Source organism: Pseudomonas sp. B26(2017), from assembly GCF_002113045.1.
Taxonomy (GTDB): domain Bacteria; phylum Pseudomonadota; class Gammaproteobacteria; order Pseudomonadales; family Pseudomonadaceae; genus Aquipseudomonas.
The window spans coordinates 26701-52662 of the sequence record NZ_NEJJ01000005.1 but is presented as its reverse complement, the minus strand read 5'-3'; the positions used below and the strand labels follow the sequence as shown (position 1 = coordinate 52662).

The window sequence follows — 25962 nt, the reverse complement described above, 5'->3', positions numbered from 1 at the left end:
TTTTTGGCCTCCGGAAATGTTTCATTCAAGTCATCGTACAACTTGCCGATAGCCCGCTAACTGAAGGGGGCTGCCATTGATCGTCCCTTGAATCCGGCCAATACAAGAAAAAGGGCGTTCGTCATGTTGCTTCGTCAGTTGAATATTGCTCCCCGTGCCGCCCTGGGCTTTGCCCTGATCGCGGTGCTGGTGGCGTTGCTCGGGGTGTTTGCGCTGGGGCAGATGTCGAGCATCCGCGACAGCGAAGTGGCAGTGGAGACGCAGTGGCTGCCGAGCATTCGTGGGGGCGACGAGATTCGCGAGATCATGTTGCGCATTCGCACCATTTCCCTGCGCATGGCGCTGGATCAGGATCCGGCCAACATCGCCACGTACCGCAGCCAGATGGATACCCGCGACAAGGAACTGAGCGAGAAAATCGCCGCTTACGACCGACTGGTGACTACTCCGGAAGGCCAGCAGTTATACGATCAGTTCAAGAAAACCTTCGCCGCTTACCGCACCGGGATCGCCCAGTCGTTCACGCTGGCCGAGCAAGGCAAGCGCGATGAGCTGACCAAGTTGCTGCTGGTCGACATGAAAACCGTGGTCGACGGCTCCGGCAAACAACTTAATGACCTGGCAGACCTGTTCACCCGGCAGGTCGCTGCCGAAAGCCAGAATTCTGCCGCCCACTACGAAACCTCGCGCACCATCGTGAGCTTATTCATCGCTCTGGCGGCATTGGCCACCGTCGCCCTGGCCATGTTGCTCACCCGCAGTATCGTTCGCCCCCTGAGCTCCGCTGTCGACGCTGCTGAACACGTCGCCAGAGGCGATCTGACCCGTCCGATCGAAACCCACGGTAACGATGAAGTCAGCCGTCTGCTCAAGGCGTTGGCGACCATGCAGCAGAACCTGCGCGAAACCCTGCAGGGCATCAGCGGTTCGGCCACGCAATTGGCGACAGCTTCCGACGAACTGAGCGCGGTCACCCATGACAGCACGCAAGGGTTGCAACAGCAGAACAACGAAATCGAACAGGCCGCCACCGCCGTCAACGAGATGACCACGGCGGTCGAGGAAGTTGCCCGCAATGCGGTGTCGACCTCCGACGCCACCCGTCAGTCCAGCGAATCGGCGCAGTTGGGTCAGGAGCGGGTCAGTGAAACTGCTGGCGCCATCAACGCCTTGGCCAGCGAAGTCGAACACACTGGCGAGCTGGTGCAATCACTGGCCAATCAGTCTCAGGACATCGGCAAAGTGCTGGACGTGATCCGGGCGATCGCCGAACAGACCAACCTGCTGGCGCTCAACGCCGCCATCGAAGCAGCGCGGGCCGGGGAGAGCGGGCGCGGGTTTGCGGTGGTCGCCGACGAAGTCCGGGCGCTGGCTTATCGCACTCAGCAATCGACCCAGGAAATCGAGCAGATGGTGCAGGGCATGCGCAATGGCTCGAGCCTGGCGCTGGAGTCAATGCAGGCCAGTGCCTCGCGCGCTGCCACCACGCTGGTGCTGGCCGAGCGGGCCGGTCAAGCGTTGCAGACGATCACCGCGTCGGTACACGAAATCCACGAGCGCAATCTGGTGATCGCCAGCGCCGCTGAAGAACAGGCGCAGGTGGCGCGGGAAGTGGACCGCAATCTGGTGAACATTCGCGATCTGTCGGTGCGTTCGGCGGCTGGCGCCGATCAAACCAACGCGTCGAGCCATGAGCTGTCGCAACTGGCCAATGCGTTGCAGGGCATGGTGCGACGCTTCCAGTTGTAATCATGCAGGTGTGAAAAAGCCGCGCTTCTCGTCAGAGAAAGCGCGGCTTTGATTTGTCGGGCGCTTGAAAAATCAGGCGCCGTCCTGGTCTTTCAGATGTTCGAACAGACCTTTCGGCATTTTCTTGCCATTGGCTTCGAAGTTGGCTTTGACGTTGTTGTACGCCTCTTGCTCGTCGATGAAGCCGTCGTGGTTGGTGTCGATCTTGTCGAAGTCGGACTTCGGCGCGACTTTCAGGAACTCGGCGCGCGAAACCTTGCCGTCGCCATCGGTGTCGGTCTTGGCCATCGACGCATCGCCGCATTTGCCTTCACCGCATTTGCCTTCCGGGGTTTTCACCGAGGTCTCGGCCGAGGCGACCATGTAGCCCTGAGCCAGCGGTTGCGCAGCGAACACCGAGCCGGACAGCATCAGGCCGCCGGCCAGTACGGCACCGACCAGGCCAAGGGAGTTTTTGCCGATTTTCGAAGTACGGGACATTGCATTCTCCTTCGGTTGCACAGCGCAACCACACGTTAAGGGCGATCAAGCCGGAGCAGGTGTGCTCGGGTGTGGCCATTAGGCGATGGCGGTGTATCGCGTCTGTGTCGAGGAGCGGGGCGTTTGTAAGCGAAGGTGGGGAAAGCGGGGGCAGATACAGTAAAAGACAAAACACCGCGGGAGCGAGTCAGCCCCCGCGGTGTTTTTACATCAGTGCAGCTTCAGGCGCGGCTCGGTGCCGCGTCCGATCTTGCTGCCCAGCATCAGCATCGCCGTGCGGAACGGCCCGTACAGCGCCATCTGGTGCATGCGGTACAGCGACACGTAAAACATCCGCGCCAGCCAGCCTTCGAGCATTACGCTGCCGGTCAGGTTGCCCATCAAGTTACCCACAGCCGAAAAACGCGACAGTGAAATCAGCGAGCCGTAGTCGGTGTACTTATACTCCGGCAGGGTCTTGCCTTCGATGCGCAGTTTCAGCGATTTGGCCAACAGCGACGCCTGTTGATGCGCAGCCTGGGCCCGTGGCGGAACGTTGCGATCCGAGCCTGGTTGCGGACAGGCGGCGCAGTCACCGAAGGCGAAAATGTTTTCGTCACGGGTGGTTTGCAGTGTCGGCAGCACTTGCAGCTGATTGATGCGGTTGGTTTCCAGGCCGTCGATGTCCTTGAGGAAACCCGGTGCGCGGATCCCGGCGGCCCAGACTTTCAGACTGGCCTTGATCTCGTTGCCATCGGCGGTGATCAGGCTGTCGGCGGTGACCTGACTGACCGACGCGTTGGTCATCACGTTGACCCCGAGTTTCTCCAGAGTCTTGTGTACCGGCCCGCTGATGCGCTCAGGCAGGGCTGGCAGCACCCGTGGCCCGGCTTCGATCAGGGTGATGTGCATGTTTTCCGGTTTGATTCGGTCCAGACCGTAAGCCGCCAGTTCATGGGCAGCGTTGTGCAGTTCGGCCGCCAGTTCGACGCCCGTGGCGCCCGCGCCGACGATGGCCACGCTGATCTGCTGGACCGTATCGGTCTGCCCGGCGTGGGCACGCAGATAGTGATTGAGCAGTTGCTGATGGAAACGCTCGGCCTGTTTGCGGGTGTCGAGGAACAGGCAGTGCTGCGCAGCGCCCTGGGTGCCGAAATCGTTGGTGGTGCTGCCGACCGAAATCACCAGCGAGTCATACGGCACTTCCCGCGCCGGTACCAGTTCCACGCCGTTTTCGTCGTACGTGGCAGCGAGCTGGATCTTCTTCAGCTCACGGTCAAGCCCGCTCATGCGCCCCAGCTGGAACTCGAAGTGGTTCCATTTGGCCTGGGCGACATAGTTGAGTTCGTCTTCGGAAGAGTTCAGCGATCCGGCGGCCACTTCGTGCAGCAGCGGTTTCCAGATGTGCGTGAGGTTCGCGTCGACCAGCATGATGCTGGCAGTGCCGCGTTTGCCCAGAGTCTTACCCAGACGGGTAGCCAACTCCAGACCGCCGGCGCCGCCGCCGACAATGACAATACGATGGGACATGGGGATAGCTCGCAAGGTTTTTAAAGGAAATCGGTGCGGTTACCCGAGCGAGCGCGATGCTGCTCATAGCGTCAGGTAACTGATAAATCGGCTCAACAGGCCCAGACCAATGGTCACTGCCAGCACCAGCACCAGGAGCATCCATGGCCGGAATGGCCGGCGCTCGACACGGTGTTGGGACAACTGCAGGTACTCTTCGACATGCTTCTGGTCTTCGGGGTTCAGGCGGCTGGTCATAAAGGCCTCGTCAGGTAGACGTTACTGAATGAGAACACGCTACAGCGGTTTTCAACCGGGATTGAACGCAGCATAGCCACTGTCCGGAACCGGTTCGACAGACACACCGTCCCCGAGGCGAATGATCCCGCTTTGTAACACTCGCGCGGTGATTCCGCCATGCCCGCGCACGGCCTGGAACGTTCCCGGGCCGAGGTTGTTCTGCAGGCGCGCGCACGGCTGGCACCAGCCCGTGGTTTCGAAAATCGCCTGACCGATGCGAAAGCGCCGCCCCTTGAGGCTGAACAGGTTGATCCCGCTTATAACGAGATTGCGCCGCAGATCTTCAGGCATGACCGGCTGTTCGGCCGACCGCCCCATCAAGGCACTGATCACGGCCAGGTGTTCCCACTGAATCAGCGTCACCTGCCGCGCATTTCGCACCCCGGGCCGAGCGTGGTCGCCGGTGAGCCCGGCCTCAAGCCGCGCCTCCACCGCATCGAGTGCGAGCATCGGCCCCCGTGACTCGGGGCGCACGCCAATCCAGCGCACGCAACCGGTCTGCGGGACATCGGCAATCAATTGTTGAAGTGGCGTCACAGGCTGATCCCGACATCGAACACGATGCTGCGCCCCAGGTTACCGCGCAGAAAATCCGGGGCATCGGGGTGGGCGAACAGCACCCGGGCAAACGTCGGCCCGACCAGCGACAGCGAGCGCCAGCCCTGACGCAAATATTCGGTGGGCGGCGGAAAGTGGCTGTTCAGGTCGAGCACTTCGCGTTTGAGGCTGGCGAAGGCAATGATGTCCAGCTCGCCCAGGTCCATGCCGCGTTCCTTGTAGTTGTGCGCTTTCTTGCGCAAGGTCGGCGCCAGTCTCAGCAGAAATTCATTGGCCGGAATCCGCCGCGGCTTGGCTTCACGCCGCACCAGTTGGCTGAGGGAAAACGCACTGCGCCGACGTTGCAGCTCATCGCGCCATTCGTCGTTGAGCCGACGGCCCTCATCGAGGACGAAAAATACCTCGAAGTTGGCGTCGCGAAACAAAACGTCCGGCGGTTCCCCGGCAGGCGCGAACTCGTCGGCGCGATAGGGAATGTTCAAGCCTTGCAGCAGGCGCTGGCAGACCCAACGCTCACGCTCCCATTTGCGGGCATTGGACAGGAAAGCGTTGGCTTGCTCGGCCGCGATGGTCAGCAGGCGTAAATAATCTGAGTCATCCATAGGCCCAAGCTTAGCGTTCAATTGCGACAAGCAGAAAGCGTTCGCGCAGCAAAGTGCATCAGTGGGCAGTCGGTAGGGGCGGTGTAGACTGATGGCTCCGTTTATCAACGTCGAATGAAAGGGGCTGAATGTGAAATTTCGCTGGCTGTTGTTGTTCGCTGTCGTTCCGTTGTGGGCCCATGCGCTGGAAATCGGCGAGCGACTGGCACCCTGGACGTTGCTGGATCAGTACGATCAGCCGTTTACCCTCGATAACCGCACTACGACGCTGTTGGTGGCGCGGGACATGGACGGCGCGAAACTGCTCAAGCAAGCCATGGCCGATCAGCCCAAGGGCTATCTGGAAGCGCGGCATGCGGTGTTTGTCGCCGATATCCAGCGCATGCCGGCGCTGATCGCGAAGATGTTCGCCGTTCCGGCCATGCGTGACTACAGCTATCGAGTGTTGCTTGATCGCGAAAGTCGCGTGGCCTCGCGCTACCCCGGGGCTGAAGGCGCGGTGCTCTGGTTGCAACTCAAGGACGGACGCTTGCTGGCCCGGCATGAATACACCCAGGCGGCTGAACTGCGTGAGGCACTGGAGCAGGCTCGCCCATGATCGGCGCGGAGCTGCTGTCGTCTGCGAGCCTACTGCTGGGATGGCTGATTTACCTGCCGGTGCTGCTCTGGGCGATTGCACGCGCACCGTGGGTCGAGTTGTTCAGTGACAACCGACGTCAGCATTTGCTGTTCGGTACGGTGTTCGCGTTGTTTCTGCTGTGGCTGGTGCGCAGGGATTTCGATACCGGCGTGTCTTACCACTTCATTGGCATGACGGCAGTGACGCTGCTGCTGGACTGGCCGCTGGCAATCGTCGGGGCACTGGTGGCGCAGCTGGGGCTGGTGCTGTTGGGGCGTCAGGATCTGGTGGCCGTCGGGGTCAACGGTGCCTTGCTGATCCTGCTCCCGGTGTTGATTACCGAATGCGTGGCGATCCTGGTCGAGCGCGCCCAGCCGCGCAATCCGTTCGTGTACATCTTTTGTTCCGGCTTTTTCGCCGCCGCGCTGTCGGCGTTGTTCTGTCTGTCGCTGAGCCTGACGCTGCTCTGGTACGACGGCCTGTTTGCGATGCCCGAATGGCTGGAAGACTTCATCGGTTACCTGTGGTTGCTGATTTTTCCCGAAGCCTTCATCAACGGCATGGTGGTCAGCGCGCTGGTGGTGTTCTGCCCGGAATGGCTGGAGACCTTCAACCGCACCCGCTACCTTTCGGCGCCCTGGAAGGACGGCGATCCCAAGTCTTGATCCACATCAAATCCACCCGGTGCGCGGCATTTCATGCTCGGCCAAATTCCTTCAGGAGCAGCGGCATGAGCGTGTACGAGTGGGCGAGGCAGGAAACCCGGCAGAGTCTGGAGATGGCGCAGGAGGTGGGGTTCGATCCGGGCCTGAGCCTGCGCGCCTTGCTCAGTGCGGTGGTGCAGCAGAGCAAGGCGGTGCGTAACGCCGAAGACCTGGCCGACGAGTTGCGTTTTCTGGCGGAAAACCTCGACGACGATCAGGACTATGGCTTCATGCGGCCCTGAACGGGATCAGTGACGCGGGTCGAAATCGCCGGAAAACAGTTCGTCCTCGGCATCCGGGGCCACCGGAATCTTGTGTTCTTCCGACGCCCAGGCGCCGAGGTCGATCAGCTTGCAGCGGTCCGAGCAGAACGGACGGTATTGGTTTTGCGGGGTGAATTCCACGGGCGCGCCGCAAGTCGGGCAGTTGACGGTTGGGATCTGGCTCATGATTGGCCTCCGGATAAAGTCAGGTAAAAGTGATGCAGGCGCTCGACCTCGCTGTGCAGCCAGGCGAGGTCGCGGTCGTTGACCACCACGTCATCGGCACGGCTGACGCGGTCTTCGCGGCTCAATTGGGCCTTGAGGATCGCCTGGACCTGCTGTTCGCTGGTCTGGTCACGCTGCAAGGTCCGTTCGATCTGCAATTGTTGCGGGGCGTCGATGACCAGGATTCGCTGGGTCATCGCGTATTGCCCGGATTCGATCAGCAGCGGCGAGACCAGAATCGCGTAAGGCGATTGTGCCTGCGCCAGATGATGGGCGATTTCTTCGGCGATCAGCGGATGCAGCAGGGCTTCGAGCCAGCGTCGTTGCTCCGGCACTTCAAAAATCAATTTGCGCAGGGCCGCACGATCCAGCGTGCCGTCGGCCTGCAACACCTCCGGGCCGAAGTGCTCGGCGATCTTCGCCAACGCCGGGCGGCCCGGTTCGACCACCCAGCGCGCCGCGTGATCGGCGTCCACCACGTGAACACCAAGATCGATGAAGTGCTGGGCGGCGGCGCTTTTGCCGCTGCCGATGCCACCGGTCAGGCCGAGAATCCAGGGTTTTTCCACAGGGCTATTCATTTCAAACCGACAAACTGCCAATAGAAGCCGGTTATTTGACCACCCCAGAGCAAGGCAATCCAGCCGGCAATTGCCAGATACGGGCCGAAGGGGATCGGGGTCGAGGTTTTCTGGTCGCGCAGTTTGAGCAAAATCACCCCGAGCACGGCGCCCACCAGTGAGGACAGGAGGATGGTCAGCGGCAGAATCTGCCAGCCGCCCCACGCTCCGAGCAGTGCCAGCAACTTGAAATCGCCGTGGCCGATGCCGTCCTTGCCGGTAATCAGCTTGAACAGCCAGAACACCGACCACAGCGCCATATAGCCCAGCACCGCCCCCCAGAGTGCGTCGTGCAGCGATACGAACAGCTCGAAGCTGTTGACGATCAGCCCCAGCCACAGCAGTGGCAGCACCAGTACGTCAGGCAGCAACTGGTGCTCGATATCGATCAGGCTCATGGCCAACAGGCCCCAGGTCAGCACGATCAGCAGGCACGCCGGCCAGCCGAAATCCAGGTGCCAGGCGATGAATGCCGAGAGCAGGCCGCAGGCCAGTTCGGTCAGCGGGTAACGCTTGCTGATCGGTGTGCTGCAACTCGCGCAGCGCCCGCGCAGGAACACGTAACTCAATACAGGAATGTTTTCCCATGCGCGGATCCGGTGGCCGCAATGGGGGCATTGCGAGTGCGGCAGCATCAGATTGTAGGTGGGCAACGACGTTTCACCGGGCAGTCCCAGAACATCGTGAGCCTGCTGGCGCCATTCGCGTTCAAGCATTTTTGGCAGGCGCCAGACCAACACGTTGAGAAAACTGCCGACCACCAGCCCGAGCAGCAAGGCGGTGAAAACAAAGGCCAGCGGATACAGACTGAAGAGTTCGTCGATAGGCATGTCAGATCGCTGAGCCGAGTTGGAAGATCGGCAGGTACATCGCCACCACCAGACCGCCGACGATCACCCCCAGCACCACCATGATGAAGGGCTCCATCAGGCTGGTGAGGTTGTCGACCATATTGTCCACTTCGTCCTCATAGAAACCCGCGACCTTGTCGAGCATCTCGTCCAGTGCGCCGGATTCCTCGCCGATGGCGGTCATCTGCACCGCCATGTTCGGAAAGATGCCGGTGGCGCGCATCGAGAAATTCAGTTGCATGCCGGTGGAAACGTCCTGGCGGATGCGCAGCACGGCGCGCTTGAACACCACGTTGCCGGTGGCCCCGGCCACCGAATCCAGCGCTTCCACCAACGGCACGCCGGCAGCGAAGGTGGTCGACAGGGTCCGGGCGAACCGCGCCACGGCGGACTTGTACATCAGGGTGCCCACCAGCGGCAGCTTGAGAAACCAGGCGTCGCGCCGGTCGCGCAAGGCCTGGGATTTTTTCAGGGCATGGCGGGTGCCGAAAAAACCGGCCACCAGCAAACCGAGAATCGCCCACCACCATTGCTGCATGAATTCGGACAGGCTGATGACCATCAGCGTGAACGCCGGCAGTTCGGCACCGAAGCCGGAGAACACCGACTGAAACTGAGGCACCACCTTGATCAGCAGAATCCCGGTGACCACCGCCGCCACCAGCACTACGGCCGTGGGGTAGGTCATGGCCTTCTTGATCTTGGCCTTGAGGCTTTCGCTCTTTTCCTTGTAGGTCGCAACCCGTTCCAGCAGGGTGTCGAGGGCGCCGGACTGCTCGCCGGCATCCACCAGGTTGCAGTACAACTCGTCGAAATGTTGCGGCTTCCTGCGCAGTGCGGCGGCAAAACTGTTACCGGCGGCGACCTCCTGTTTCACCTCGTCCACCAGTTTGCGCATGGCCGGGTTTTCGAAGCCTTCGCCAATGATGTCGAACGACTGCAACAGTGGTACGCCGGCCTTCATCATGGTCGCCATCTGCCGGGTGAACAGGGCAATGTCCTGGGCCTTGATGCGTTTGCCGAAGCTCAGCAGCGAGGCGGATTTCTTGCGCACCTTGCCGGGGTTGATGCCCTGCTTGCGCAATTGGGCCTTGACCAGTGCGGGGTTCTGGCCGCTCAACTCGCCGGTCACCTTGCTGCCTTTGCGGTCCGTGCCTTCCCAGGCGTAGACGCTGATTTTCGCTGCCTTGACCGCCATGTTCAGTCCTTGGTGACCCGGTTGATTTCTTCAAGGCTGGTAATGCCTTGCATGGCCTTGATCAGGCCCGAGGTGCGCAGGTCGTTGAAGCCGTCCCGGCGCATCTGGGTATCGATTTCCAGTGAGTTGCCTTCGGCCATGATCAGCCGTTGCAGCTCGGGAGTGTTCTTCACCACTTCATAAATCCCCACGCGACCCTTGTACCCGCCGTTGCAGTGATCGCAACCGGAGGGCTCATAGATCGTGAAATGGCCGACGCGTTCCTCGGGGAAGCCTTCCTTGATCAGTGTCTCGCGGGGGATCTCGATGGGTTTCTTGCAATGGCTGCAGAGTTTTCGCGCCAGCCGCTGGGCAATGATCAGGCTCACCGACGTTGCAATGTTGAAGCCGGGAATGCCCATGTTGTGCAGGCGGGTCAGCGTTTCCGCCGCGCTGTTGGTGTGCAGGGTGGACAACACGAGGTGCCCGGTCTGGGCAGCCTTGATCGCAATTTCGGCGGTCTCGAGGTCGCGGATCTCGCCGACCATGATCACGTCCGGGTCCTGGCGCAGGAACGAGCGCAGGGCTTGGGCAAAGTCCATCCCCTGACGTGGATTGACGTTGACCTGGTTGATGCCTTCCATGTTGATCTCCACCGGGTCTTCAGCGGTGGAGATGTTGATGTCGACGGTATTGAGGATATTCAGCCCGGTGTACAGCGAAACGGTCTTGCCCGAACCCGTGGGGCCGGTCACCAGAATCATGCCTTGCGGCTGCTTGAGGGCGGCCATGTACAGGTCTTTCTGCTCCGGCTCGTAGCCGAGGGCATCGATGCCGATCTGGGCGCTGGACGGGTCGAGGATCCGCATCACCACTTTCTCGCCCCAGAGGGTGGGCAGGGTGTTGACCCGGAAATCGATCGATTTGCTCTTCGACAGACGCATCTTGATCCGCCCGTCCTGGGGTTTGCGCCGTTCCGAAATGTCCAGGCTGGCCATGACTTTCAGGCGTGCGGCAATGCGCCCGGCCAGTTGAATCGGCGGCTTGGCCACCTCCCGCAGAATGCCGTCGGTGCGCACCCGCACGCGGTAGTTCTTTTCGTAAGGCTCGAAGTGCAGGTCGGAAGAGCCGCTCTTGATCGCATCGAGCAGCATCTTGTGAACGAAGCGCACCACCGGGGCATCGTCCGCGTCGATTCCGCCGAGCGTGTCCTGCTTGCTGTCGTCGACCGACTCGATGTCCAGCCCGTCGAGATCGACATCGGCCATCTCCTCCAGGCCGGTGGCGTGGGTGTCGAAGAACTTTTCGATAGCGTCGGTGAGCTTGTCGTCCTCGACCAGAATGGCTTCGGTGCTCAGCCCGGTGCTGAACTGAATGTCATTGATCGCCTGATGATTGCTCGGGTCGGAAATCCCCACGAACAGTTTGTTGCCGCGCCGCCAGAGGGGCAGGGCGTGGTGCTGGCGCACCAGTTTTTCACTGACCAGGCCCTTGGGCTGGGTTTCCTTGTCGAGGCAATTGAGGTCGAGAAATGCCATGCCGAAATGCTCCGAGGCAATCTCGGCGACCTGCCAGCTCTTCACCAGTTTGTTCTGCACCAGGTAACTGACCAGCGACAGCCGATTGCGCTGCGCCTGTTGCCAGGCTTGCTGGGCACTCTTTTCCGTGAGCAATTCGGCCTTGACCAGCTGTTTGGCCAGACCGCTCAGAGCGATGTCATTCATGGGGTTTCCACGTGCTTGCCGTTCATGACTTATAGCCTAGTCAAGTGACAGCGCCAAACACGCGGGGTGCAGGTGACAAAAAGTGTCAGATAGTGCGGTTTCGGGTTGTAGGAATCGGCACGTCAGCCGCATGGCGCCCCGTGGGCGGGGGCTGCGAGCGCTTGGCACGGGCTGTGCTGAGTCCTGTTCAGATCATGAGATTCCGACTCATGCATGGAGCGTGTCTATGAAGAAACAACAAGGTTTCACTCTGATCGAGCTGCTGATCGTTGTGGCGATCATCGGGATTCTGGCGACGATTGCCTTGCCGCAGTACTCCAAATATCAGGCGCGGTCGAAGGTAACGGCGGGGCTGGCCGAGATCTCGGCAATGAAAGTGCCGTTCGAAGACATCATTAATCAAGGAACGAACCCCACGCTGGCCGCAGTCAAAGGTGATGCAAGCACTACCACCTCCAACTGTGCACTGACTGCCTCGGGGACGGCTGCTGATGGAGCGGGCACTATCGTTTGTACACTTGCCAATGCCCCGGCACCCGTAGTTGGCAAAACCATCACGCTCACCCGTACTGCTGCCAACGGCTGGTCATGTGCAACGACCGTCGCTCCGGACTATTCACCTAAAGGCTGCACTGCGAGCGGCACCTGATCCGCTTTGTAGTCCGAACGATGCCCCGCTCTGCGGGGCATTTTCGTTTCCTCGACCATTCGGCAAAAGCTTCAATAATTTCAGGGTGTTAGGAACTTTCTGAAAAGCCGCAACTTGCATGCAGATATTTCACCGGTCATGCAATTTGCATGATTTCGAAAAAATTCTTTGTTTTTAACTTGTTGATTTGTAAGGATTTATTCGGATTTTCAAAGTTGGCACAGCGTTCGCAATATCTCCAGTAACCCTGCTGACAAGACAACCAGCAGACTTTCCAGAAAAAACAGGAGTTACTCGTATGAAGAAGTTCGCTATCACTGCCGCTGCTGCTACCGCGCTGACCCTGACCATGGCTTCCGGTGCATTTGCTCAATCGACTCAAACCACTCAGGCGCCGATGACCCTGGCTGCCGGTGAAGTCACCAAAGCGAAAGAAGCTACTTCCGATACCTGGATCACGACGAAAGTAAAAGCGGATCTGGTCACCGAAAAAGGTATTCCAGGCACTGATATCAAAGTTGAAACCAACAAAGGCGTCGTGTCGCTGTCCTCCACGGTTGCCGTGACCGACTCGCAAAAAGAAATGGCCGTTGCCATCGCCAAGAAAATCAAAGGCGTTAAAGCGGTCTCCGCTGACGGCCTGAAAGCCGAGTAAGGCAAGACTTCTCGCCTGGACCGGGAGAAGACGCGACAGGCGGGCCGAGCAATACGTCTGCCGCACTTTAGAGTTCATGCGAACGGCCACACGGATTGTGGCCATTACAGGCCCCGGCATTCATGTCGGGGCCTGTTCTATTTCAGGGGCAGAAAAAGTGGAAGGTCAGTTGCCGCGTTTGCTGTTGATCTGTTTCAGGCGATTGCCTTCAAAGCGCAGGTACTGATACATGCCGTTGCTCGGGCCATAGGTCCATTCCTCGACCTGAAACTCTTCCCGGCGGTTGGCGCTGCGCTTGTAGCCGAGCAGATCGCGACTGACCGGCTCTCCACATTTTTGCAGCACCTCGCTGGCGCGGTCGCCGAGGCTTACAAGCTGGCTGCCGCAGCGCAAGGTATCGGACGCCGCAGCCTGGCTGGCGATCAACGCCAGCCCCAGTGCCGTCAACCATTTGCCGTTCATCACTCGGCATCCAGATGCATTTGTGTCACCACGCGGCCGTCGCTCTCCGCTTCGCCGAGATTGGCGTCGATGAAGTACACGCGGTCGTCGGCCAGTTGGCCCTTGTCCACCAGGTAATCCTTGATGCTGCTGGCCCGGTCCTGACCGAGCTGGCGCAACAGCACGTCGCTGGAACTCCAGAACTTGATCACGTCGGCGCGCATTTTCGCCGTGCGTTCTTCCTTGCCAAGATCCTTCCATTCGGCCGGTGGCTGGGTTTTCAGACGGGTACGGTAGATGCCCTCGAGCAGCGGGCCTTTTTCGTTCTCCGGTACCTGGATCAGCGAAGCCTGAGCCGGCACCTTGTCGCCACGGCGCTGGAGCATCTTGTAGTAGTTGTACTGGTATTCACGTTCCAGACGCTGTTCGGCGAGTAACGGGCCGTCACTGCTTTTCGCAGCGGTGCCTTCGATTTCCAGACGCAGGGCCGGACGCTCTTTCAGCGCTTGCGACAGTTTCACCAGCGCCGCTTCGGCGTCTTTGCTCAGGTCACTGGAACCCGGTGCGAAGGACACGGTGCCGAGGTCTTCCGAGCCGCCACCGCTGACCAGCCCACCGATCAGCTTGAACGGTGCGGCGGCGGCTTTGACGATCAGGTTGCGCAGGGTCTGCCAGACAATCGGCATCACGCTGAATTGCGGATTGTTCAGGTCGCCGGTCACCGGCAGCTCGATGGAAATCTTGCCGTCGACATCCTTGAGCAGCGCGATCGCCAGTTTCAGCGGCAGGCTCACGGCATCCGGGCTGTCGACCTTCTCACCCAGTTGCAGTTGCTCGACCACCACTTTGTTCTCGGCCTTGAGCTGGCCTTTGGTGATCAGGTAATGCAGGTCGAGGTTGAGCCGGCCTTTGCGGATACGGTAGCCGGCGAACTTGCCGGAGTAGGGGGTCAGGGTGGTCAGTTCGACGCGTTTGAAACTGGTGGCGATGTCGAGGCTGGCCATCGGGTCGAACGGATTGACCGCGCCCTTGATGGTTACCGGCGCATAGCGGTCGACCTTGCCCTTGACGTCGACGCTGGCCGGTTTCGCCTGACGGCTGTCGATGGTGCCGATCTGGCCGTTGAGCTGCTGGATTGCGGTGGCAAAGTTCGGGGTCAGGCTGAAGTCGGCGAAGTTGGCCGAGCCGTCATTGATCGCGATGCCACCAATGTGAATGCCCAGAGGTTTGTCATTGCTCGCCGGTTTCGCCGCAGCGGTCTTCGCCCCGGAATCGGCTGGCTGCGGGATCAGCAGGTCGTCGATGTTGGTGGTGCGGTCATCGTTGATCATGAACCGTGCGTACGGCTGGAACAGGTTGATCCTGTCGATCGACAGGCTGTCGCCGTGCTGATAGTTGAGACCTTCGACCACCACTTGCTGCCACTTGAGGAAGTCGCGGGTTTTCAGGGTGTCGAGGGTGTGCAACTGATCGACCTGAGCACGACCGGTAACGCTGAGGGCCAGCGGGTCGGTGCTTTTCAGGTTCACTTTCAGGTCGCTGCCGAGCATGCCGCTGCGCAGTTCGAGGCGAATGAACGGGTTGATGTAGGACTGCGCGACCCGCAGGTCGATGTCCTGGGTTTTCACGTTGAGCTGCGCGGTGACCGGGGCCAGATTGACCACGCCGTCGGCGCTGATCTTGCCTTGCTTGCCCAGCCCGGTGTCGAGCCTGAGGTTGAAGGGCGAGCCATTGAGGCTGTCGAAATTCTGCAGATCGACGTTCAGCGGGGTGACATCCAGAGTCACTTCCGGCTTCGCCGAGCGATCGGCCAGATGCACCTTATAGTCACGCAGTTGCACGTCCTTGAGCAGCACTTGCCACGGTTTGCTCGGCGCGGTCGGCTCGGGTTTCGGCGAGTCGGCGGCCGCTGGAGCGCTTTTCGGTTCTGCCGCAGCTTTGGCGGCGGGTTTCGATGGCTGGCTGGCGAACAGTTTTTGCCAGTCCAGCTGTCCGTCCGCTTCCAGCGCTGCCCAGGTCTCCAGTTTCTGACTGCGGATCTTGCCGACCACCACTTGCTGTTTGGCCAGATCCACGGTGGTGTCGCTGACGTCGAGGCGCTCGAGTTTCGCCAGTTGACGCCCGTCCGGCGCCTTGATGGCGAACGGCGCGATGTTGACCGCCACGTTGCTCAGCAGCAGTTCGGTTTCCTTGGACAGGTTGAGCTTGTAATCGGTGCTCAGGCTGACCACCCCGTTTTCCAGCACCAGTGGCACGGCGTCGCGCACGTAAGGCCAGAACGCTTTCATCTGGCCGTCGGTGATCTTGAGAGTGCCTTCAGAGGCGATCGGAACCAGGCTGAAGTTGCCTTTCCAGTCGATCTGTCCACCGGCCGGTCCGATCGCGACGAGGGTCATGTCGGCGTTGTCTTCGGGCAGGGTGCTGAGGTTTTTCAGTTCGAAATCGAGTTTGTCGTATAGAAATTCGATCGGCTCGCTGGGGCGTGCATCCACGAAATGCAGGTTGCCACCGGCCAACTGGATCCGGTCGATGCGCAGCGGAAATGGTTTGGCGTCCGGATCGGCCGGGGCGGGTTCGCTGGCCGGGAGCTTGAACAGGCCCAGCAGATTGAGCTGGCCGTCCTTGGCGAACAGGATCTCGGTCTTGGATTTTTCCAGTTCGATGTCCGACAGATGCAGGGCTTTGGTCCACAGGCTGTCGAGTTGCAGGTTGGCGTACAGACGTTCGAATCCGACCTGTTCCTTGCCCGGCTCGCCGATCACCAGGCCCCATAGCGTGAGCTCAAGACTGAACGGGTTGAGCTCGATGCGCTGCAGATGCGCGGGCACCGTGGCGTAGTTGGCCAGTTGCTGATTCACCACCCTGAGCGCAATGCCCGGCAAAATCAGGAACCCCAGCAGGCTGTAGAGGGCCAGAGCAGTCAACAGGGCGCCAATCGCGCGAATCAATCCTTTGGGCATGTGCGGCTTCATCTGTCTGAATCGGAGTGCCTTGGAGTATGGCACGCGATTCCGGTTCCGAAGCAAATGCCCATGCTCAGGATTGTTCAGATTTTTCCGTGGGAAATTTCCTTCGCAGCAATCAGAGCTGAAGAATCAGGGTCTTCAGCGGTGGCTGCTGATCCATCGACGGGAAGTCCCGGCCCGGGGTCATCACGCTCCATTCACGCACCGGCCGCCCGGTTTTTTCAGCGCAGCGCAGCACTTGTTCGCGCCAGTCGTCCATGCTGACTTTCGCCAGATTGTTGCAGCAGATCAGCACGCCATGCTCGGCGGTGGTCAGCAGGGCGGGCTTGAGCAGGCTTTGATAATCACGCAGCAGGTCGACGGTGCCGAACGCACTCTTGGCCCACGCGGGCGGGTCGAGGAGCACCAGATCGTACTGGCGCTGTTCCAGGCGTTGATAGCTCGGCAGTTTCTGCCCGCGACGCTGGCTGATCGACAGGCCGGCCAGTTGGCGGATCGCCGGGAAGTAGTCGGACTGGATGAATTCCATGGTCGGCAGGTGCGGGTTGAGCTGACCGTTCTCGCGGCCGACCGCCAGATTGCCCTCGGCGAAATCCAGGTTGCAGACCTCGCGCGCACCGCCGGCCGCTGCGCTGAGACCGACGCCGCAGGTGTAGGCGAACAGGTTGAGCACGCTTTTGCCCTTGGCGTGATCCTTGACCCAGCCGCGGGTGTTGCGCAGGTCGAGGAACAGCAGCGGATCCTGCCCGGCATGGCGTCCGCGCACACGATAGTTCAGGCCCCATTCGTGGCCGACCAGATCGACCAGCGCCGCGTCTTCGGCGCGGTAGACGCTGTCTTCACGGTCGATCCGCGAGTTGCCACGGGAGCGGTCGTTGTAGACCAGCAGCGTTTCCAGTCCCAGGGTCTGGTTGACCATGGCGTGCAGTTGCAGCAGGTCTTCGCGCGCCAGCGTCTGGTGGAAACTTTGCACCATCAGTTGCGGGCCGTAGCGATCGATGGTCAGGCCGCCGGCGCCTTCCTGGCTGCCGTGGAACAGCCGATAGCAGTCGGTGCCCTGGCGGTGCAGCTCGGCGAGCAGATCCTGGCGTTGATCGAGTGCGGCGCGCAGCGCCAGGTTCAAGGAAGACATGCGGGCGCCTTGCTGGAGGGAATCGGGGCGCGGGAGTTTAGCAGTTTGGCAGGCAGTCGAGGGTAGCCATCGCGAGCAGACTCGCTCCCGCAGACGATCAAAAGTCCTGGTGGGAGCAAGCTTGCTCGCGATGCTTTTGCGCCGTTACCGGTTCAAGCGTTTATCGATCAAGCCCTGCACCACGCTCGGATCCGCCAGCGTCGAGGTGTCGCCGAGGCTGTCGAGTTCGTTGCAGGCGATCTTGCGCAGGATCCGCCGCATGATTTTGCCCGAGCGGGTCTTCGGCAGGGCCGGGGCCCACTGGATCAGGTCCGGTTTGGCGAAGCTGCCGATTTCCTTGCTGACGTGGGCCAGCAGTTCTTTCTTCAGTTCATCGGTGGGCTCGGTGCCGTTCATCGGTGTAACGAACGCGTAGATCCCCTGGCCTTTGACGTCGTGGGGATAACCGACCACGGCGGCCTCGGCGATGCTGTCGTGCAGCACCAGCGCACTTTCCACCTCGGCGGTGCCGATGCGATGGCCGGAAACGTTGATTACGTCATCGATGCGCCCGGTGATCCAGTAATCGCCATCCTCGTCGCGGCGGGCGCCGTCGCCGGTGAAGTAGTAACCGGGGTAGGGCTTGAAGTAGGTGTCGACCATGCGCTGCGGATCGCCGTAGACGCTGCGGATCTGCGCCGGCCAGCTCGACTTGATCGCCAATACGCCGCTGCCGGCGCCCTTGATTTCCTTGCCGTGTTCATCGAGCAGCACCGGTTGCACGCCGAACATCGGTTGGGTGGCGCAGCCCGGTTTGATTCGCTGGGCGCTGACCAGCGGGCTGAGCATGATGCCGCCGGTTTCGGTCTGCCACCACGTATCGACGATCGGGCAGCGCTGTTCGCCGACCACGTTGAAATACCATTCCCACGCTTCCGGGTTGATCGGCTCACCGACGCTGCCGAGCAATCTGAGGCTTTCGCGTGACGTTTCCTGCAAGGGGCCGGCGCCTTCACGCATCAACGCCCGCAATGCTGTCGGCGCGGTGTAGAAGATGTTGACCTTGTGTTTGTCGATCACCTGCCAGAATCGCGAAGTGCTCGGGTAACTCGGTACGCCTTCGAAGATCAGCGTGGTTGCGCCGTTGGCCAGCGGGCCGTAGACGATGTAACTGTGGCCGGTGACCCAGCCGACGTCGGCGGTGCACCAGAACACTTCGCCGTCGCGGTAGTCGAGCACGTACTTGAAGGTCATCGCCGCTTGCAACAGGTAACCGCCGGTGGTGTGGAGCACGCCCTTGGGTTTGCCGGTGCTGCCGGAGGTGTAGAGGATGAACAGCGGGTCTTCGGCGTCCATCGGTTCCGGCGGGCAATCGTCGCTGACATCACGCACGGCCTGGTGATACCAGAGGTCGCGGCCTTCGACCCAGTCAACTTTGTTCTGAGTGCGCTCGACCACCACGACGGTGCTGACATTCGGGCAGCTCTGCAGGGCCTTGTCGACGTTCTGTTTCAGCGGCACGAACTTGCCACCGCGCACGCCTTCGTCGGCGGTGATCACGGTGCGGCAGTCGGCATCGAGAATACGGTCGCGCAGGGAGTCCGGGGAGAAACCACCAAACACCACCGAATGAATCGCGCCGATCCGCGCGCAGGCGAGCATGGCGTAGGCCGCTTCGGGGATCATCGGCATGTAGATGCACACTCGGTCGCCTTTCTTCACGCCACGGCTTTTCAGCACGTTGGCCAGGCGGCAGACGTGGTGATGGAGTTTGCTGTAGGTGATTTGCGTCGATTCGGCAGGGTCGTCGCCTTCCCAGAGGATGGCGGTCTGATCGCCGCGCGTTTCCAGATGGCGGTCGATGCAGTTGTAGCTGACGTTCAGCTTGCCGCCGGCAAACCAGGCGGCTTCACCGGTCTTCAGGTCATAGCGCTGGACGGTCTGCCACGGTGTGCTCCAGTCGAGGAAGCGGGTGGCCTGTTCGGCCCAGAAGGTGCCGGGGTGTTCAATGGATTCGCGGTACAGGCGCTGGTAGTCGTCCTGACTCAACTGTGCAGCCCGGCGGACGGCATCGGCTTTGGGGAACGTGCTGATATCGAACATGACGGTTCCTTATTCTTGTTGTGCGACAAGGATAAAGATGCGCCGAGAGTCCAACAGGTTCAAGTCATCCACAAACGACTGTGGGAACGAGCTTGCTCGCGAAGGCGGAATGTCAGTCAACGTGGATGTTGAGTGAATAACCGCAATCGCGAGCAAGCTCGCTCCCACAGGGTGACTGCAGAGCGATCAAATCAGCCGCGGTGACGGCCGCGGAAGTAGTTGATCAGGCCTTGGGTGGATGCATCTTCGGCGGCGGTTTCCTCGCTGCCGACCAGGCGGTTGTAGACGCCTTTGCCCAGTTCCTTGCCCAGCTCCACGCCCCACTGGTCGAAGGCGTTGATGCCCCAGACCACGCTTTGCACGAAGACTTTGTGTTCGTACATCGCCACCAGTGCGCCGAGACGACGCGGGCTGATGCGCTCGACCACCAGGGTGTTGCTCGGACGGTTGCCCGGGATCACCTTGTGCGGCGCGAGTTTCTGCACCTGGTCTTCGCTCATGCCCTTGTCGCGCAGTTCCGCTTCGGCTTCCGGCAGGGTCTTGCCGAGCATCAGTGCCTGGCTCTGCGACAGGCAGTTGGCGTACAGCCACTGATGGTGGTCGGAGACCGGGTTGAAGCTGACGATCGGCACGATGAAGTCGGCCGGAATCAGTTGGGTGCCCTGGTGCAGCAACTGGTGGTAAGCGTGCTGACCGTTGCAGCCGACGCCACCCCAGATCACCGGGCCAGTGTCGGTCGACACGGCGGTGCCGTCCTGACGCACGCTCTTGCCGTTGGATTCCATGTCCAGCTGTTGCAAGTGCTTGGTGATGTTACGCAGGTAGTGGTCGTACGGCAGGATCGCGTGGCTTTGCGCGCCCCAGAAGTTGCCGTACCACACGCCGAGCAGGGCCAGCAGCACCGGCATGTTCTGTTCGAACGGCGCGCTCTGGAAATGCTGGTCCATGGTGTACGCACCGGACAGCAGTTCCTTGAAGTTGGACATGCCGATGGCCAGCGCAATTGGCAGACCGATGGCCGACCACAGCGAGTAACGACCGCCGACCCAGTCCCACATCGGGAAGATGTTTTCTTCGCGGATACCGAAGGCCACGGCTGCCGCGTTGTTGCTCGATACGGCGATGAAGTGGCGATACAGCTCGGCTTCCGAACCACCCTGGGCCAGGTACCAGGCACGGGCGGCCTGGGCGTTTTTCAGGGTTTCGAGGGTGTTGAACGACTTCGACGACACGATGAACAGCGTGGTCTCGGCGCGCAGTTTCTGCGTCAGCTCGTGGAACTCGCTGCCGTCGATGTTCGCCAGATAGTGGCAACGCACGCCTTTCTGGGCGTAGGACAGCAGGGCTTCGGAGACCAGCTCGGGGCCGAGGAACGAGCCACCGATGCCGATATTCACAACGTCAGTGATCGGCTTCTCGGTGTAACCACGCCACAGACCGTCGTGGATGCGGCCCACCAGATCGGTGATCTGGTTCAGCACCTTGTGTACTTCAGGCATCACGTTGACGCCGTTGACCGACAGCTTGTCGCCGACCGGGCGACGCAGGGCGGTGTGCAGCGCCGGGCGGCCTTCGGAGGAATTGACGATTTCGCCGTCGAACAGCGCCTTGATCGCGCCCTTGAGATCGACTTCATTGGCCAGACCCACCAGCAGGTTGCGGGTCTCGGCGTTGATCAGATTCTTCGAATAGTCGAGAAACAGTCCGCAGCTGCTGAGAGTGAACTGATTGAAGCGCTGCGGATCGGCGTTGAAGGCTTCGCGCATGCTGAAATCCTGCATGGCTTGGCGGTGATCTTTCAACGCTTGCCAGGCAGGCAGAGCGGTAACGTCATGAGGAGTGCGGTAGTACGCCATCGCTGCGGTTTTCCTTTTTACTTGAACGGCCTTTTGAACACTGAAAAGACCTCCCCGCCAGGTTTGGGCGAGGGGGCAACTGCGTCGACACGATTACTTTGGCGCAGGGCGAATACAGTAAACCCAGCGCCGCGATCTGTCTTGGCTTTGTCTGACCTGTTTTCGGTACTTTTTTAACATTGATAACAGACGGGGGCCGACGGACGGCAAGTCATGCGAGCAAGTTCCTGCGTTCGCGCGCAGTGGACCGGCGGGCAGTTTGCCCGATGGTCAGGTGCTCAGCAATGCGATCAGGAAGGGGAGTTGGCACGAATGTGGGAGCGAACAGGCGCGCTCCCACATGCTGCTGTTGCAGTGTTCAGGCGGGGGTATCGAGGTTCAGGTGCAGGTTGTCGATCAACCGGGTGGTGCCGAGGAATGCTGCAACCAGAATCACCAGATCACGATCTTCCGCCGTGGCCGGACGCAGGGTCAGGGCGTGGCGGATTTCCAGGTAATCCGGACGCAGGCCGGCGGCTTCCAGTTGCTGGCGTTGCGCCTGAATCAGGGCAGGGAAGTCGCGTTCACCCTGCTTGATAGACTCGGCAATGCTGCTCAGGGTGCGATAGACCACCGGCGCCACGGCGCGTTGCTCTTCACTGAGGAAGCCGTTGCGCGAGGACAGCGCCAGGCCGTCGGCGGCGCGTACGGTCGGCTCGCCGATGATCTGGATCGGCATGTTCAGGTCATGCACGAGTGCGCGGATTACCGCCAGTTGCTGGAAGTCTTTCTGGCCGAAGATCGCCAGGTCCGGCTGGACCATGTTGAACAGCTTGCTGACCACCGTCGCCACGCCTTCGAAGTGCCCCGGACGGCTGGCGCCGCAAAGGCCTTCGGAAAGTTGCGGCACGCTGACTCGGGTCTGACCGGCCATGCCGTCGGGGTACATCTCTTCGACGGTCGGGGCGAACAGCAGATCGCATCCGGCTTCCAGCAGTTTTTCCTGATCCGCCGCCAGGGTGCGCGGGTACTTGTCGAGGTCTTCGCCGGCACCGAACTGCAGCGGGTTGACGAAAATGCTTGCGACCACGAAGTCCACGCGCTGGGTGGCCTTGGTGATCAGGGCAATATGGCCGCTGTGCAGGTTGCCCATGGTCGGCACGAAGCCGATGCGTTTGCCTTCGCTGCGGGCGCGCGCTACGGCGGCGCGCAGTTCACGTACGGTTTTGACGGTGTTCATGCAGAGAATCCGTGTTCGATTCCGGGGAAAGTGGTGGCTTTGACTTCACTGACGTAAGCCTTCAGCGCGGACTGGATGCTGTCCTGACCCTGCATGAAGTTCTTCACGAACTTCGGCACACGGCCGCTGATCGACAGGCCGAGCATGTCGTGCAGTACCAGCACCTGACCGTCGGTGGCGTTGCCGGCACCAATGCCGATCACCGGAATCTTCACCGCCTGGCTGATTTCAGCCGCCAGTTCGCTCGGCACGCATTCGAGCAACAGCATGGCTGCACCGGCCTGCTCCAGGGAGATCGCGTCGGCGCGCATCTGGCGTGCTTGGTTTTCGTTGCGACCTTGCACTTTATAGCCACCAAGAATGTTCACGGCTTGCGGGGTCAGACCCATGTGGGCGCAGACCGGCACACCGCGCTCGGCCAGCAGGCGGATCGAATCCGCCAGCCACAAGGCGCCTTCGACCTTGACCATGTGCGCGCCGGCCTGCATCAGCAGAGCGCTGTTGGCCATGGTTTGCTCGAGGGTGGCGTTGGCCATGAACGGCAGGTCCGCCAGGATCAGTGCATCAGAGTTGCCGCGTTTGACGCTGGCAACGTGGTAGGCCATTTCTGCGGTGGTCACCGGCAGGGTGCTGTCATGACCCTGCAGGACCATGCCGAGGGAGTCGCCCACCAGCAGCACTTCGACACCGGCCTCGTTGCAGGCGTGGGCGAAGGTCGCGTCATAGCAGGTCAGCATGGTGATCTTTTCACCTTTCTGCTTGAGGCTCTGGAGCGTGGTCAGGGTGATGGCTGGCATGTAAGAAATCCTCGTTCAGGCGCTCTGGAAACTACTGCGAGTAACGCGCGTGATTCGTCATCTATTCAGGCGCACGCTCTTTTGTCGTGCTTATAAGGCCTGGATTGCGCCCTTGTATGCCGGGTTGGCGGCAGCGGGACGCCTATAGTCGTGATGAGGCCTCAGGAAGTCAATTGCGTGTGTTACCGCATTGTTACGAGGGGAGTGTTACCTGCGTTACTGATGCGATTCAGCGGGCCGGGCCGGGAGATTCGCGCTTTTTTGTCCTACAAAAACACTTGTGGGAACGAGCTTGCTCGCGAAAGCGGTCAGTCAGCCAATGCAGACATTGACGGTTAGATTGCCTTCGCGAGCAAGCTCGCTCCCACAGGGTGTGGTATCAGTTTGAGGTAATGCGTTCCAGGCCGACGAACGGGCATGATGCGAGAAGATCGGCAAGGGTGCGGCCATCGGCCAGGCGCAGATCCTCGGCAGCCAGTTCGGCCAAGGGATAGAGAACGAACGCGCGCTCCTGCATGTGGTAATGCGGGACTTTCAGGCGCGGCTCGTCGATCAGTCGATCACCGAACAGCAGAATGTCCAGATCCAGTGTGCGCGGGCCCCAGCGTTCCAGGCGTTCGCGGCCTTGATCGTTTTCGATCGCCTGCAAGGCATCGAGCAGATCCAGCGGGGCGAGCGCGCTGTCGAGTGCGGCGACCGCGTTGGTGTAACGCGGTTGGCCCGGCAGCAACGAGTCGCTTTGGTAGAAGGCAGACACGCCGACCAGTTTGGTGTCGGGCAATTGCCCCAGCGCGTCGACCGCGTTGCGCAGTTGTTCGGCCGGGTCAGCCAGGTTGCTGCCCATGCCGATGTAGATGCGTTCCATCGCTTATTCGCCCGTAGCACTCGGTGCGCCGGCGCGTTTGCGCTTGGAACCGCTGCTGCGGCGACGCTTGCGCGGTGCACCACTGGCGTCATCACCCTTACCGCTGAGGTCACGGATCATGTCGCGGCGTTCGCTGTCGTTGGCGTCCTGATAATCGGTCCACCAGTCGCCCAGGCCATCAGTCTGTTCACCGGCGCTCTCACGCAGCAGCAGGAAATCGTAGCCGGCGCGAAAGCGCGGATTGTCCAGCAGCAGGTCGGCGCGTTTGCCGCTGCGGCGTGGCAGGCGTTCCTGCATGTCCCAGATCTCGCGGATCGGCATGGTGAAACGTTTTGGAATCGCGATGCGCTGGCACTGTTCGGCGATCAGTTCGTGAGCGGCTTCCTGCATGGCCGGAATCGGCGGCATGCCACGTTCCTGCAGACGCAACACGCGAGCGGGAAGGGCTGGCCACAACAGGGCGGCGAACAGGAACGCCGGGGTCACCGGTTTGTTCTGCTTGATCCGCAGGTCGGTGTTGGTCAGCGCTTCGCTGATCAGCGTGTGGGTGTATTCCGGGTTGTGTTCCAGCGCATCGGCACTGGCCGGGAACAGCGGCGCGAACAGTTGCAGGTCGACCAACATCTCGAAGGTGATGGCGCCATGACCGGAGAGGAACAGCTTGAGTACTTCCTCGAACAGGCGGGCCGACGGGATCTCGCGCAGCATCGGCGCCAGTTCGCGGATCGGCTGGACGGTGTGCTTCTCGATGCCGAAATTGAGCTTGGCGGCGAAACGCACGGCCCGCAGCATCCGCACCGGGTCTTCCTGATAACGCTGCGTCGGATCGCCGATCAGACGGATCAACTGGTTACGGATGTCGTGCACGCCGTTGGCGTAGTCGAGGATGCGCTCGCTGACCGGATCGTAATACAGGGCATTGATGGTGAAGTCGCGGCGTTGCGCGTCCTCTTCCAGGGTGCCGTAAACGTTGTCACGCAGAATGCGCCCGCTCTCGTTGCGCGAAGACTGGTTGCTGTCTTCGTCGTCTTCGTTTTGCGGGTGATTGGCGCGGAAGGTCGCGACTTCAATGATTTCGCGACCGAAATGGATGTGTACCAACTTGAAGCGGCGACCGATGATTCGCGCATTGCGGAATTCGGCACGCACCTGCTCGGGGGTGGCGCTGGTGGCGACGTCGAAGTCTTTGGGCGTGATGCCCAGCAGCATGTCTCGCACGCAACCGCCAACCAGGTAGGCCTGGTAGCCGGCGCCCTGCAGACGTTCGACGATGTTGACCGCATAACGGCTGAATTGCGCCTTCTGCAGCGAATGTTGGCCGCTGTTGAGGACTTCAGGCGTGCTACGGATGTGTTGCGTACGACGCAGGGGAGTTCGGAATGACTGGAACAGCTTCTTCAGCATGGGATGCACTGTTTGAAGGAATGTTCGGCCATACCAGAGAATGACCGCATGATGGGCCGGGATTCTAGCATTTAGTCGAGGGATGGTGTAGGACGCTGCCGATTTGCGCTGCAAGCCTCAGGCTAGAGGGGGGGAAGATGTATCGGAAGGAAGATTTTCCGTGAAGGAGAAACTACAAGGGGAGCCGAAGCTCCCCAAGAAGTAGTTGCGTGCTCTTTTTATTATTGATTCGGGCTTTTTGTTTTTGTTGAGTGCCCTCGCCATGAAGCTTTTTCTTCATGACCCTCCCAATCGGGAGCCAAGAGCAAACGGATTGCTTTGGTCGCTGTGTTGCAGTGATCTTGCGATCCAACCAGTACAGGCTCTGTCTTAAGACAGTTTTTGTTGTTCTCGGCCTGGTCGTGGGGCTGGCCCCAAATACAACGCCTCTCCAAAAGAATCAGTTAGCTGCGCCTCTCGCCGTCTTGTTTTTATTGTGCGTGAGTCGATTCGTCTTATTTTTATTGTCTTGTGCATTGCTTGTTATTGTTCTTGTA

The 25962-nt window shown here is 60.6% G+C and carries 25 protein-coding genes; 6 read left to right on the top strand and 19 right to left on the bottom strand.

All coding sequences use genetic code 11. The features are described from left to right. Positions 1-123 precede the first annotated feature (123 nt). Positions 124-1749 carry a methyl-accepting chemotaxis protein gene (locus CAF79_RS08935; protein WP_085697516.1) on the top strand — a complete coding sequence of 542 codons (1626 nt, stop codon included), beginning with the start codon at positions 124-126 and terminating at the stop codon, positions 1747-1749. A gap of 72 nt (positions 1750-1821) precedes the next feature. On the opposite strand, the gene CAF79_RS08930 is transcribed toward CAF79_RS08935, so the two are convergent. From CAF79_RS08930 to CAF79_RS08910, 5 genes are all read right to left on the bottom strand, one after another. Further along, entirely contained in the window at positions 1822-2229 is a 408-nt protein-coding gene (locus CAF79_RS08930) for a hypothetical protein (RefSeq protein ID WP_007959573.1), read from the bottom strand. A gap of 210 nt (positions 2230-2439) precedes the next feature. Then, positions 2440-3738 carry an NAD(P)/FAD-dependent oxidoreductase gene (locus CAF79_RS08925; RefSeq protein WP_085697515.1) on the bottom strand — a complete coding sequence of 433 codons (1299 nt, stop codon included), beginning with the start codon at positions 3736-3738 and terminating at the stop codon, positions 2440-2442. Between the two features lie 63 nt (positions 3739-3801). Then, positions 3802-3975: a DUF3094 domain-containing protein gene (locus tag CAF79_RS08920; RefSeq protein ID WP_007909875.1), complete on the bottom strand. Its 174-nt coding sequence runs from the start codon at positions 3973-3975 to the stop codon at positions 3802-3804. 51 nt (positions 3976-4026) lie between these two features. Beyond that, a complete protein-coding gene (locus tag CAF79_RS08915; protein ID WP_085697514.1) occupies positions 4027-4554 on the bottom strand; it encodes an MOSC domain-containing protein in 528 nt (175 codons plus the stop codon). Continuing rightward, a complete protein-coding gene (locus tag CAF79_RS08910; RefSeq protein WP_007959580.1) occupies positions 4551-5177 on the bottom strand; it encodes a DUF1780 domain-containing protein in 627 nt (208 codons plus the stop codon). Before CAF79_RS08910 ends, CAF79_RS08915 begins: the two co-directional genes overlap by 4 nt. A gap of 130 nt (positions 5178-5307) precedes the next feature. On the opposite strand from CAF79_RS08910, the gene CAF79_RS08905 reads away from it, so the two are divergent. The 3 genes from CAF79_RS08905 (at position 5308) to CAF79_RS08895 (ending at position 6742) form a co-directional block, all read left to right on the top strand. After that, positions 5308-5775, top strand: a complete 468-nt coding sequence (locus CAF79_RS08905) for an FAD/FMN-containing dehydrogenase (protein WP_085697513.1) — start codon at positions 5308-5310, stop codon at positions 5773-5775. Beyond that, the gene (locus CAF79_RS08900; protein WP_085697512.1) at positions 5772-6461 is read left to right on the top strand and encodes an energy-coupling factor ABC transporter permease; all 690 of its coding nucleotides are present in this window, start codon (positions 5772-5774) and stop codon (positions 6459-6461) included. Before CAF79_RS08905 ends, CAF79_RS08900 begins: the two co-directional genes overlap by 4 nt. Before the next feature lie 65 nt (positions 6462-6526). Beyond that, entirely contained in the window at positions 6527-6742 is a 216-nt protein-coding gene (locus CAF79_RS08895; RefSeq protein WP_007959584.1) for a hypothetical protein, read from the top strand. 6 nt (positions 6743-6748) lie between these two features. Here CAF79_RS08895 and yacG read toward each other — a convergent pair whose 3' ends face one another. Genes yacG through pilB form a run of 5 tightly spaced genes read right to left on the bottom strand, consistent with a single transcriptional unit; the run spans position 6749 to position 11360 of the window. Then, positions 6749-6949 carry a DNA gyrase inhibitor YacG gene (gene yacG, locus CAF79_RS08890; RefSeq protein ID WP_085697511.1) on the bottom strand — a complete coding sequence of 67 codons (201 nt, stop codon included), beginning with the start codon at positions 6947-6949 and terminating at the stop codon, positions 6749-6751. Further along, positions 6946-7569: a dephospho-CoA kinase gene (gene coaE, locus CAF79_RS08885; RefSeq protein ID WP_085697510.1), complete on the bottom strand. Its 624-nt coding sequence runs from the start codon at positions 7567-7569 to the stop codon at positions 6946-6948. The genes yacG and coaE overlap by 4 nt, the downstream gene beginning before the upstream one ends. Continuing rightward, positions 7566-8438 (bottom strand): A24 family peptidase, encoded by an 873-nt coding sequence (locus CAF79_RS08880; RefSeq protein WP_085697509.1) that lies wholly within the window; start codon positions 8436-8438, stop codon positions 7566-7568. The genes coaE and CAF79_RS08880 overlap by 4 nt, the downstream gene beginning before the upstream one ends. 1 nt (position 8439) lies before the next feature. Then, the gene (locus CAF79_RS08875) at positions 8440-9657 is read right to left on the bottom strand and encodes a type II secretion system F family protein (protein ID WP_085697508.1); all 1218 of its coding nucleotides are present in this window, start codon (positions 9655-9657) and stop codon (positions 8440-8442) included. A gap of 2 nt (positions 9658-9659) precedes the next feature. Then, positions 9660-11360 (bottom strand): type IV-A pilus assembly ATPase PilB, encoded by a 1701-nt coding sequence (gene pilB / locus CAF79_RS08870; protein WP_085697507.1) that lies wholly within the window; start codon positions 11358-11360, stop codon positions 9660-9662. A gap of 226 nt (positions 11361-11586) precedes the next feature. On the opposite strand from pilB, the gene CAF79_RS08865 reads away from it, so the two are divergent. Both CAF79_RS08865 and CAF79_RS08860 read left to right on the top strand, forming a co-directional pair. Beyond that, positions 11587-12009 carry a pilin gene (locus CAF79_RS08865; protein ID WP_085697506.1) on the top strand — a complete coding sequence of 141 codons (423 nt, stop codon included), beginning with the start codon at positions 11587-11589 and terminating at the stop codon, positions 12007-12009. Positions 12010-12307: 298 nt separating this feature from the next. Beyond that, on the top strand, positions 12308-12664 hold the full coding sequence (locus CAF79_RS08860; RefSeq protein WP_085697505.1) for a BON domain-containing protein: 357 nt from the start codon (positions 12308-12310) through the stop codon (positions 12662-12664). A 165-nt stretch (positions 12665-12829) separates the two neighbouring features. Here CAF79_RS08860 and CAF79_RS08855 read toward each other — a convergent pair whose 3' ends face one another. The 9 genes from CAF79_RS08855 to CAF79_RS08815 all read right to left on the bottom strand — a co-directional run bounded on the left by CAF79_RS08855 (position 12830) and on the right by CAF79_RS08815 (position 25426). After that, positions 12830-13126 carry a DUF2845 domain-containing protein gene (locus tag CAF79_RS08855; RefSeq protein WP_085697504.1) on the bottom strand — a complete coding sequence of 99 codons (297 nt, stop codon included), beginning with the start codon at positions 13124-13126 and terminating at the stop codon, positions 12830-12832. After that, a complete protein-coding gene (locus CAF79_RS08850) occupies positions 13126-16077 on the bottom strand; it encodes a DUF748 domain-containing protein (protein ID WP_085697503.1) in 2952 nt (983 codons plus the stop codon). The genes CAF79_RS08855 and CAF79_RS08850 overlap by 1 nt, the downstream gene beginning before the upstream one ends. Positions 16078-16186: 109 nt before the next feature. Then, positions 16187-17203 (bottom strand): class I SAM-dependent rRNA methyltransferase, encoded by a 1017-nt coding sequence (locus tag CAF79_RS08845; RefSeq protein WP_085697502.1) that lies wholly within the window; start codon positions 17201-17203, stop codon positions 16187-16189. A gap of 144 nt (positions 17204-17347) precedes the next feature. Beyond that, the gene (acs, locus tag CAF79_RS08840) at positions 17348-19285 is read right to left on the bottom strand and encodes an acetate--CoA ligase (RefSeq protein WP_085697501.1); all 1938 of its coding nucleotides are present in this window, start codon (positions 19283-19285) and stop codon (positions 17348-17350) included. Positions 19286-19476: 191 nt separating this feature from the next. Further along, the gene (gene pgi / locus CAF79_RS08835; RefSeq protein WP_085612637.1) at positions 19477-21141 is read right to left on the bottom strand and encodes a glucose-6-phosphate isomerase; all 1665 of its coding nucleotides are present in this window, start codon (positions 21139-21141) and stop codon (positions 19477-19479) included. A gap of 358 nt (positions 21142-21499) precedes the next feature. After that, entirely contained in the window at positions 21500-22360 is an 861-nt protein-coding gene (gene panC, locus CAF79_RS08830; protein ID WP_007959604.1) for a pantoate--beta-alanine ligase, read from the bottom strand. Then, positions 22357-23157 (bottom strand): 3-methyl-2-oxobutanoate hydroxymethyltransferase, encoded by an 801-nt coding sequence (gene panB, locus CAF79_RS08825; protein WP_085697500.1) that lies wholly within the window; start codon positions 23155-23157, stop codon positions 22357-22359. The genes panC and panB overlap by 4 nt, the downstream gene beginning before the upstream one ends. 379 nt (positions 23158-23536) lie before the next feature. Next, a complete protein-coding gene (gene folK / locus CAF79_RS08820) occupies positions 23537-24022 on the bottom strand; it encodes a 2-amino-4-hydroxy-6-hydroxymethyldihydropteridine diphosphokinase (protein WP_085697499.1) in 486 nt (161 codons plus the stop codon). A 3-nt stretch (positions 24023-24025) separates the two neighbouring features. Further along, on the bottom strand, positions 24026-25426 hold the full coding sequence (locus CAF79_RS08815) for a polynucleotide adenylyltransferase PcnB (RefSeq protein ID WP_085697498.1): 1401 nt from the start codon (positions 25424-25426) through the stop codon (positions 24026-24028). Between the last annotated feature and the right edge of the window lie 536 nt (positions 25427-25962).

Bases quoted from the DNA above. Each gene is read 5' to 3' on its own strand.
- CAF79_RS08935 (WP_085697516.1), top strand. From the start codon at position 124: ATGTTGCTTCGTCAGTTGAATATTGCTCCCCGTGCCGCCCTGGGCTTT.
- CAF79_RS08930 (WP_007959573.1), bottom strand. From the start codon at position 2,229: ATGTCCCGTACTTCGAAAATCGGCAAAAACTCCCTTGGCCTGGTCGGT.
- CAF79_RS08925 (WP_085697515.1), bottom strand. From the start codon at position 3,738: ATGTCCCATCGTATTGTCATTGTCGGCGGCGGCGCCGGCGGTCTGGAG.
- CAF79_RS08920 (WP_007909875.1), bottom strand. From the start codon at position 3,975: ATGACCAGCCGCCTGAACCCCGAAGACCAGAAGCATGTCGAAGAGTAC.
- CAF79_RS08910 (WP_007959580.1), bottom strand. From the start codon at position 5,177: ATGGATGACTCAGATTATTTACGCCTGCTGACCATCGCGGCCGAGCAA.
- CAF79_RS08900 (WP_085697512.1), top strand. From the start codon at position 5,772: ATGATCGGCGCGGAGCTGCTGTCGTCTGCGAGCCTACTGCTGGGATGG.
- CAF79_RS08895 (WP_007959584.1), top strand. From the start codon at position 6,527: ATGAGCGTGTACGAGTGGGCGAGGCAGGAAACCCGGCAGAGTCTGGAG.
- yacG (WP_085697511.1), bottom strand. From the start codon at position 6,949: ATGAGCCAGATCCCAACCGTCAACTGCCCGACTTGCGGCGCGCCCGTG.
- coaE (WP_085697510.1), bottom strand. From the start codon at position 7,569: ATGAATAGCCCTGTGGAAAAACCCTGGATTCTCGGCCTGACCGGTGGC.
- CAF79_RS08880 (WP_085697509.1), bottom strand. From the start codon at position 8,438: ATGCCTATCGACGAACTCTTCAGTCTGTATCCGCTGGCCTTTGTTTTC.
- CAF79_RS08875 (WP_085697508.1), bottom strand. From the start codon at position 9,657: ATGGCGGTCAAGGCAGCGAAAATCAGCGTCTACGCCTGGGAAGGCACG.
- pilB (WP_085697507.1), bottom strand. From the start codon at position 11,360: ATGAATGACATCGCTCTGAGCGGTCTGGCCAAACAGCTGGTCAAGGCC.
- CAF79_RS08865 (WP_085697506.1), top strand. From the start codon at position 11,587: ATGAAGAAACAACAAGGTTTCACTCTGATCGAGCTGCTGATCGTTGTG.
- CAF79_RS08860 (WP_085697505.1), top strand. From the start codon at position 12,308: ATGAAGAAGTTCGCTATCACTGCCGCTGCTGCTACCGCGCTGACCCTG.
- CAF79_RS08855 (WP_085697504.1), bottom strand. From the start codon at position 13,126: ATGAACGGCAAATGGTTGACGGCACTGGGGCTGGCGTTGATCGCCAGC.
- CAF79_RS08850 (WP_085697503.1), bottom strand. From the start codon at position 16,077: ATGAAGCCGCACATGCCCAAAGGATTGATTCGCGCGATTGGCGCCCTG.
- CAF79_RS08845 (WP_085697502.1), bottom strand. From the start codon at position 17,203: ATGTCTTCCTTGAACCTGGCGCTGCGCGCCGCACTCGATCAACGCCAG.
- acs (WP_085697501.1), bottom strand. From the start codon at position 19,285: ATGTTCGATATCAGCACGTTCCCCAAAGCCGATGCCGTCCGCCGGGCT.
- pgi (WP_085612637.1), bottom strand. From the start codon at position 21,141: ATGGCGTACTACCGCACTCCTCATGACGTTACCGCTCTGCCTGCCTGG.
- panC (WP_007959604.1), bottom strand. From the start codon at position 22,360: ATGAACACCGTCAAAACCGTACGTGAACTGCGCGCCGCCGTAGCGCGC.
- panB (WP_085697500.1), bottom strand. From the start codon at position 23,157: ATGCCAGCCATCACCCTGACCACGCTCCAGAGCCTCAAGCAGAAAGGT.
- folK (WP_085697499.1), bottom strand. From the start codon at position 24,022: ATGGAACGCATCTACATCGGCATGGGCAGCAACCTGGCTGACCCGGCC.
- CAF79_RS08815 (WP_085697498.1), bottom strand. From the start codon at position 25,426: ATGCTGAAGAAGCTGTTCCAGTCATTCCGAACTCCCCTGCGTCGTACG.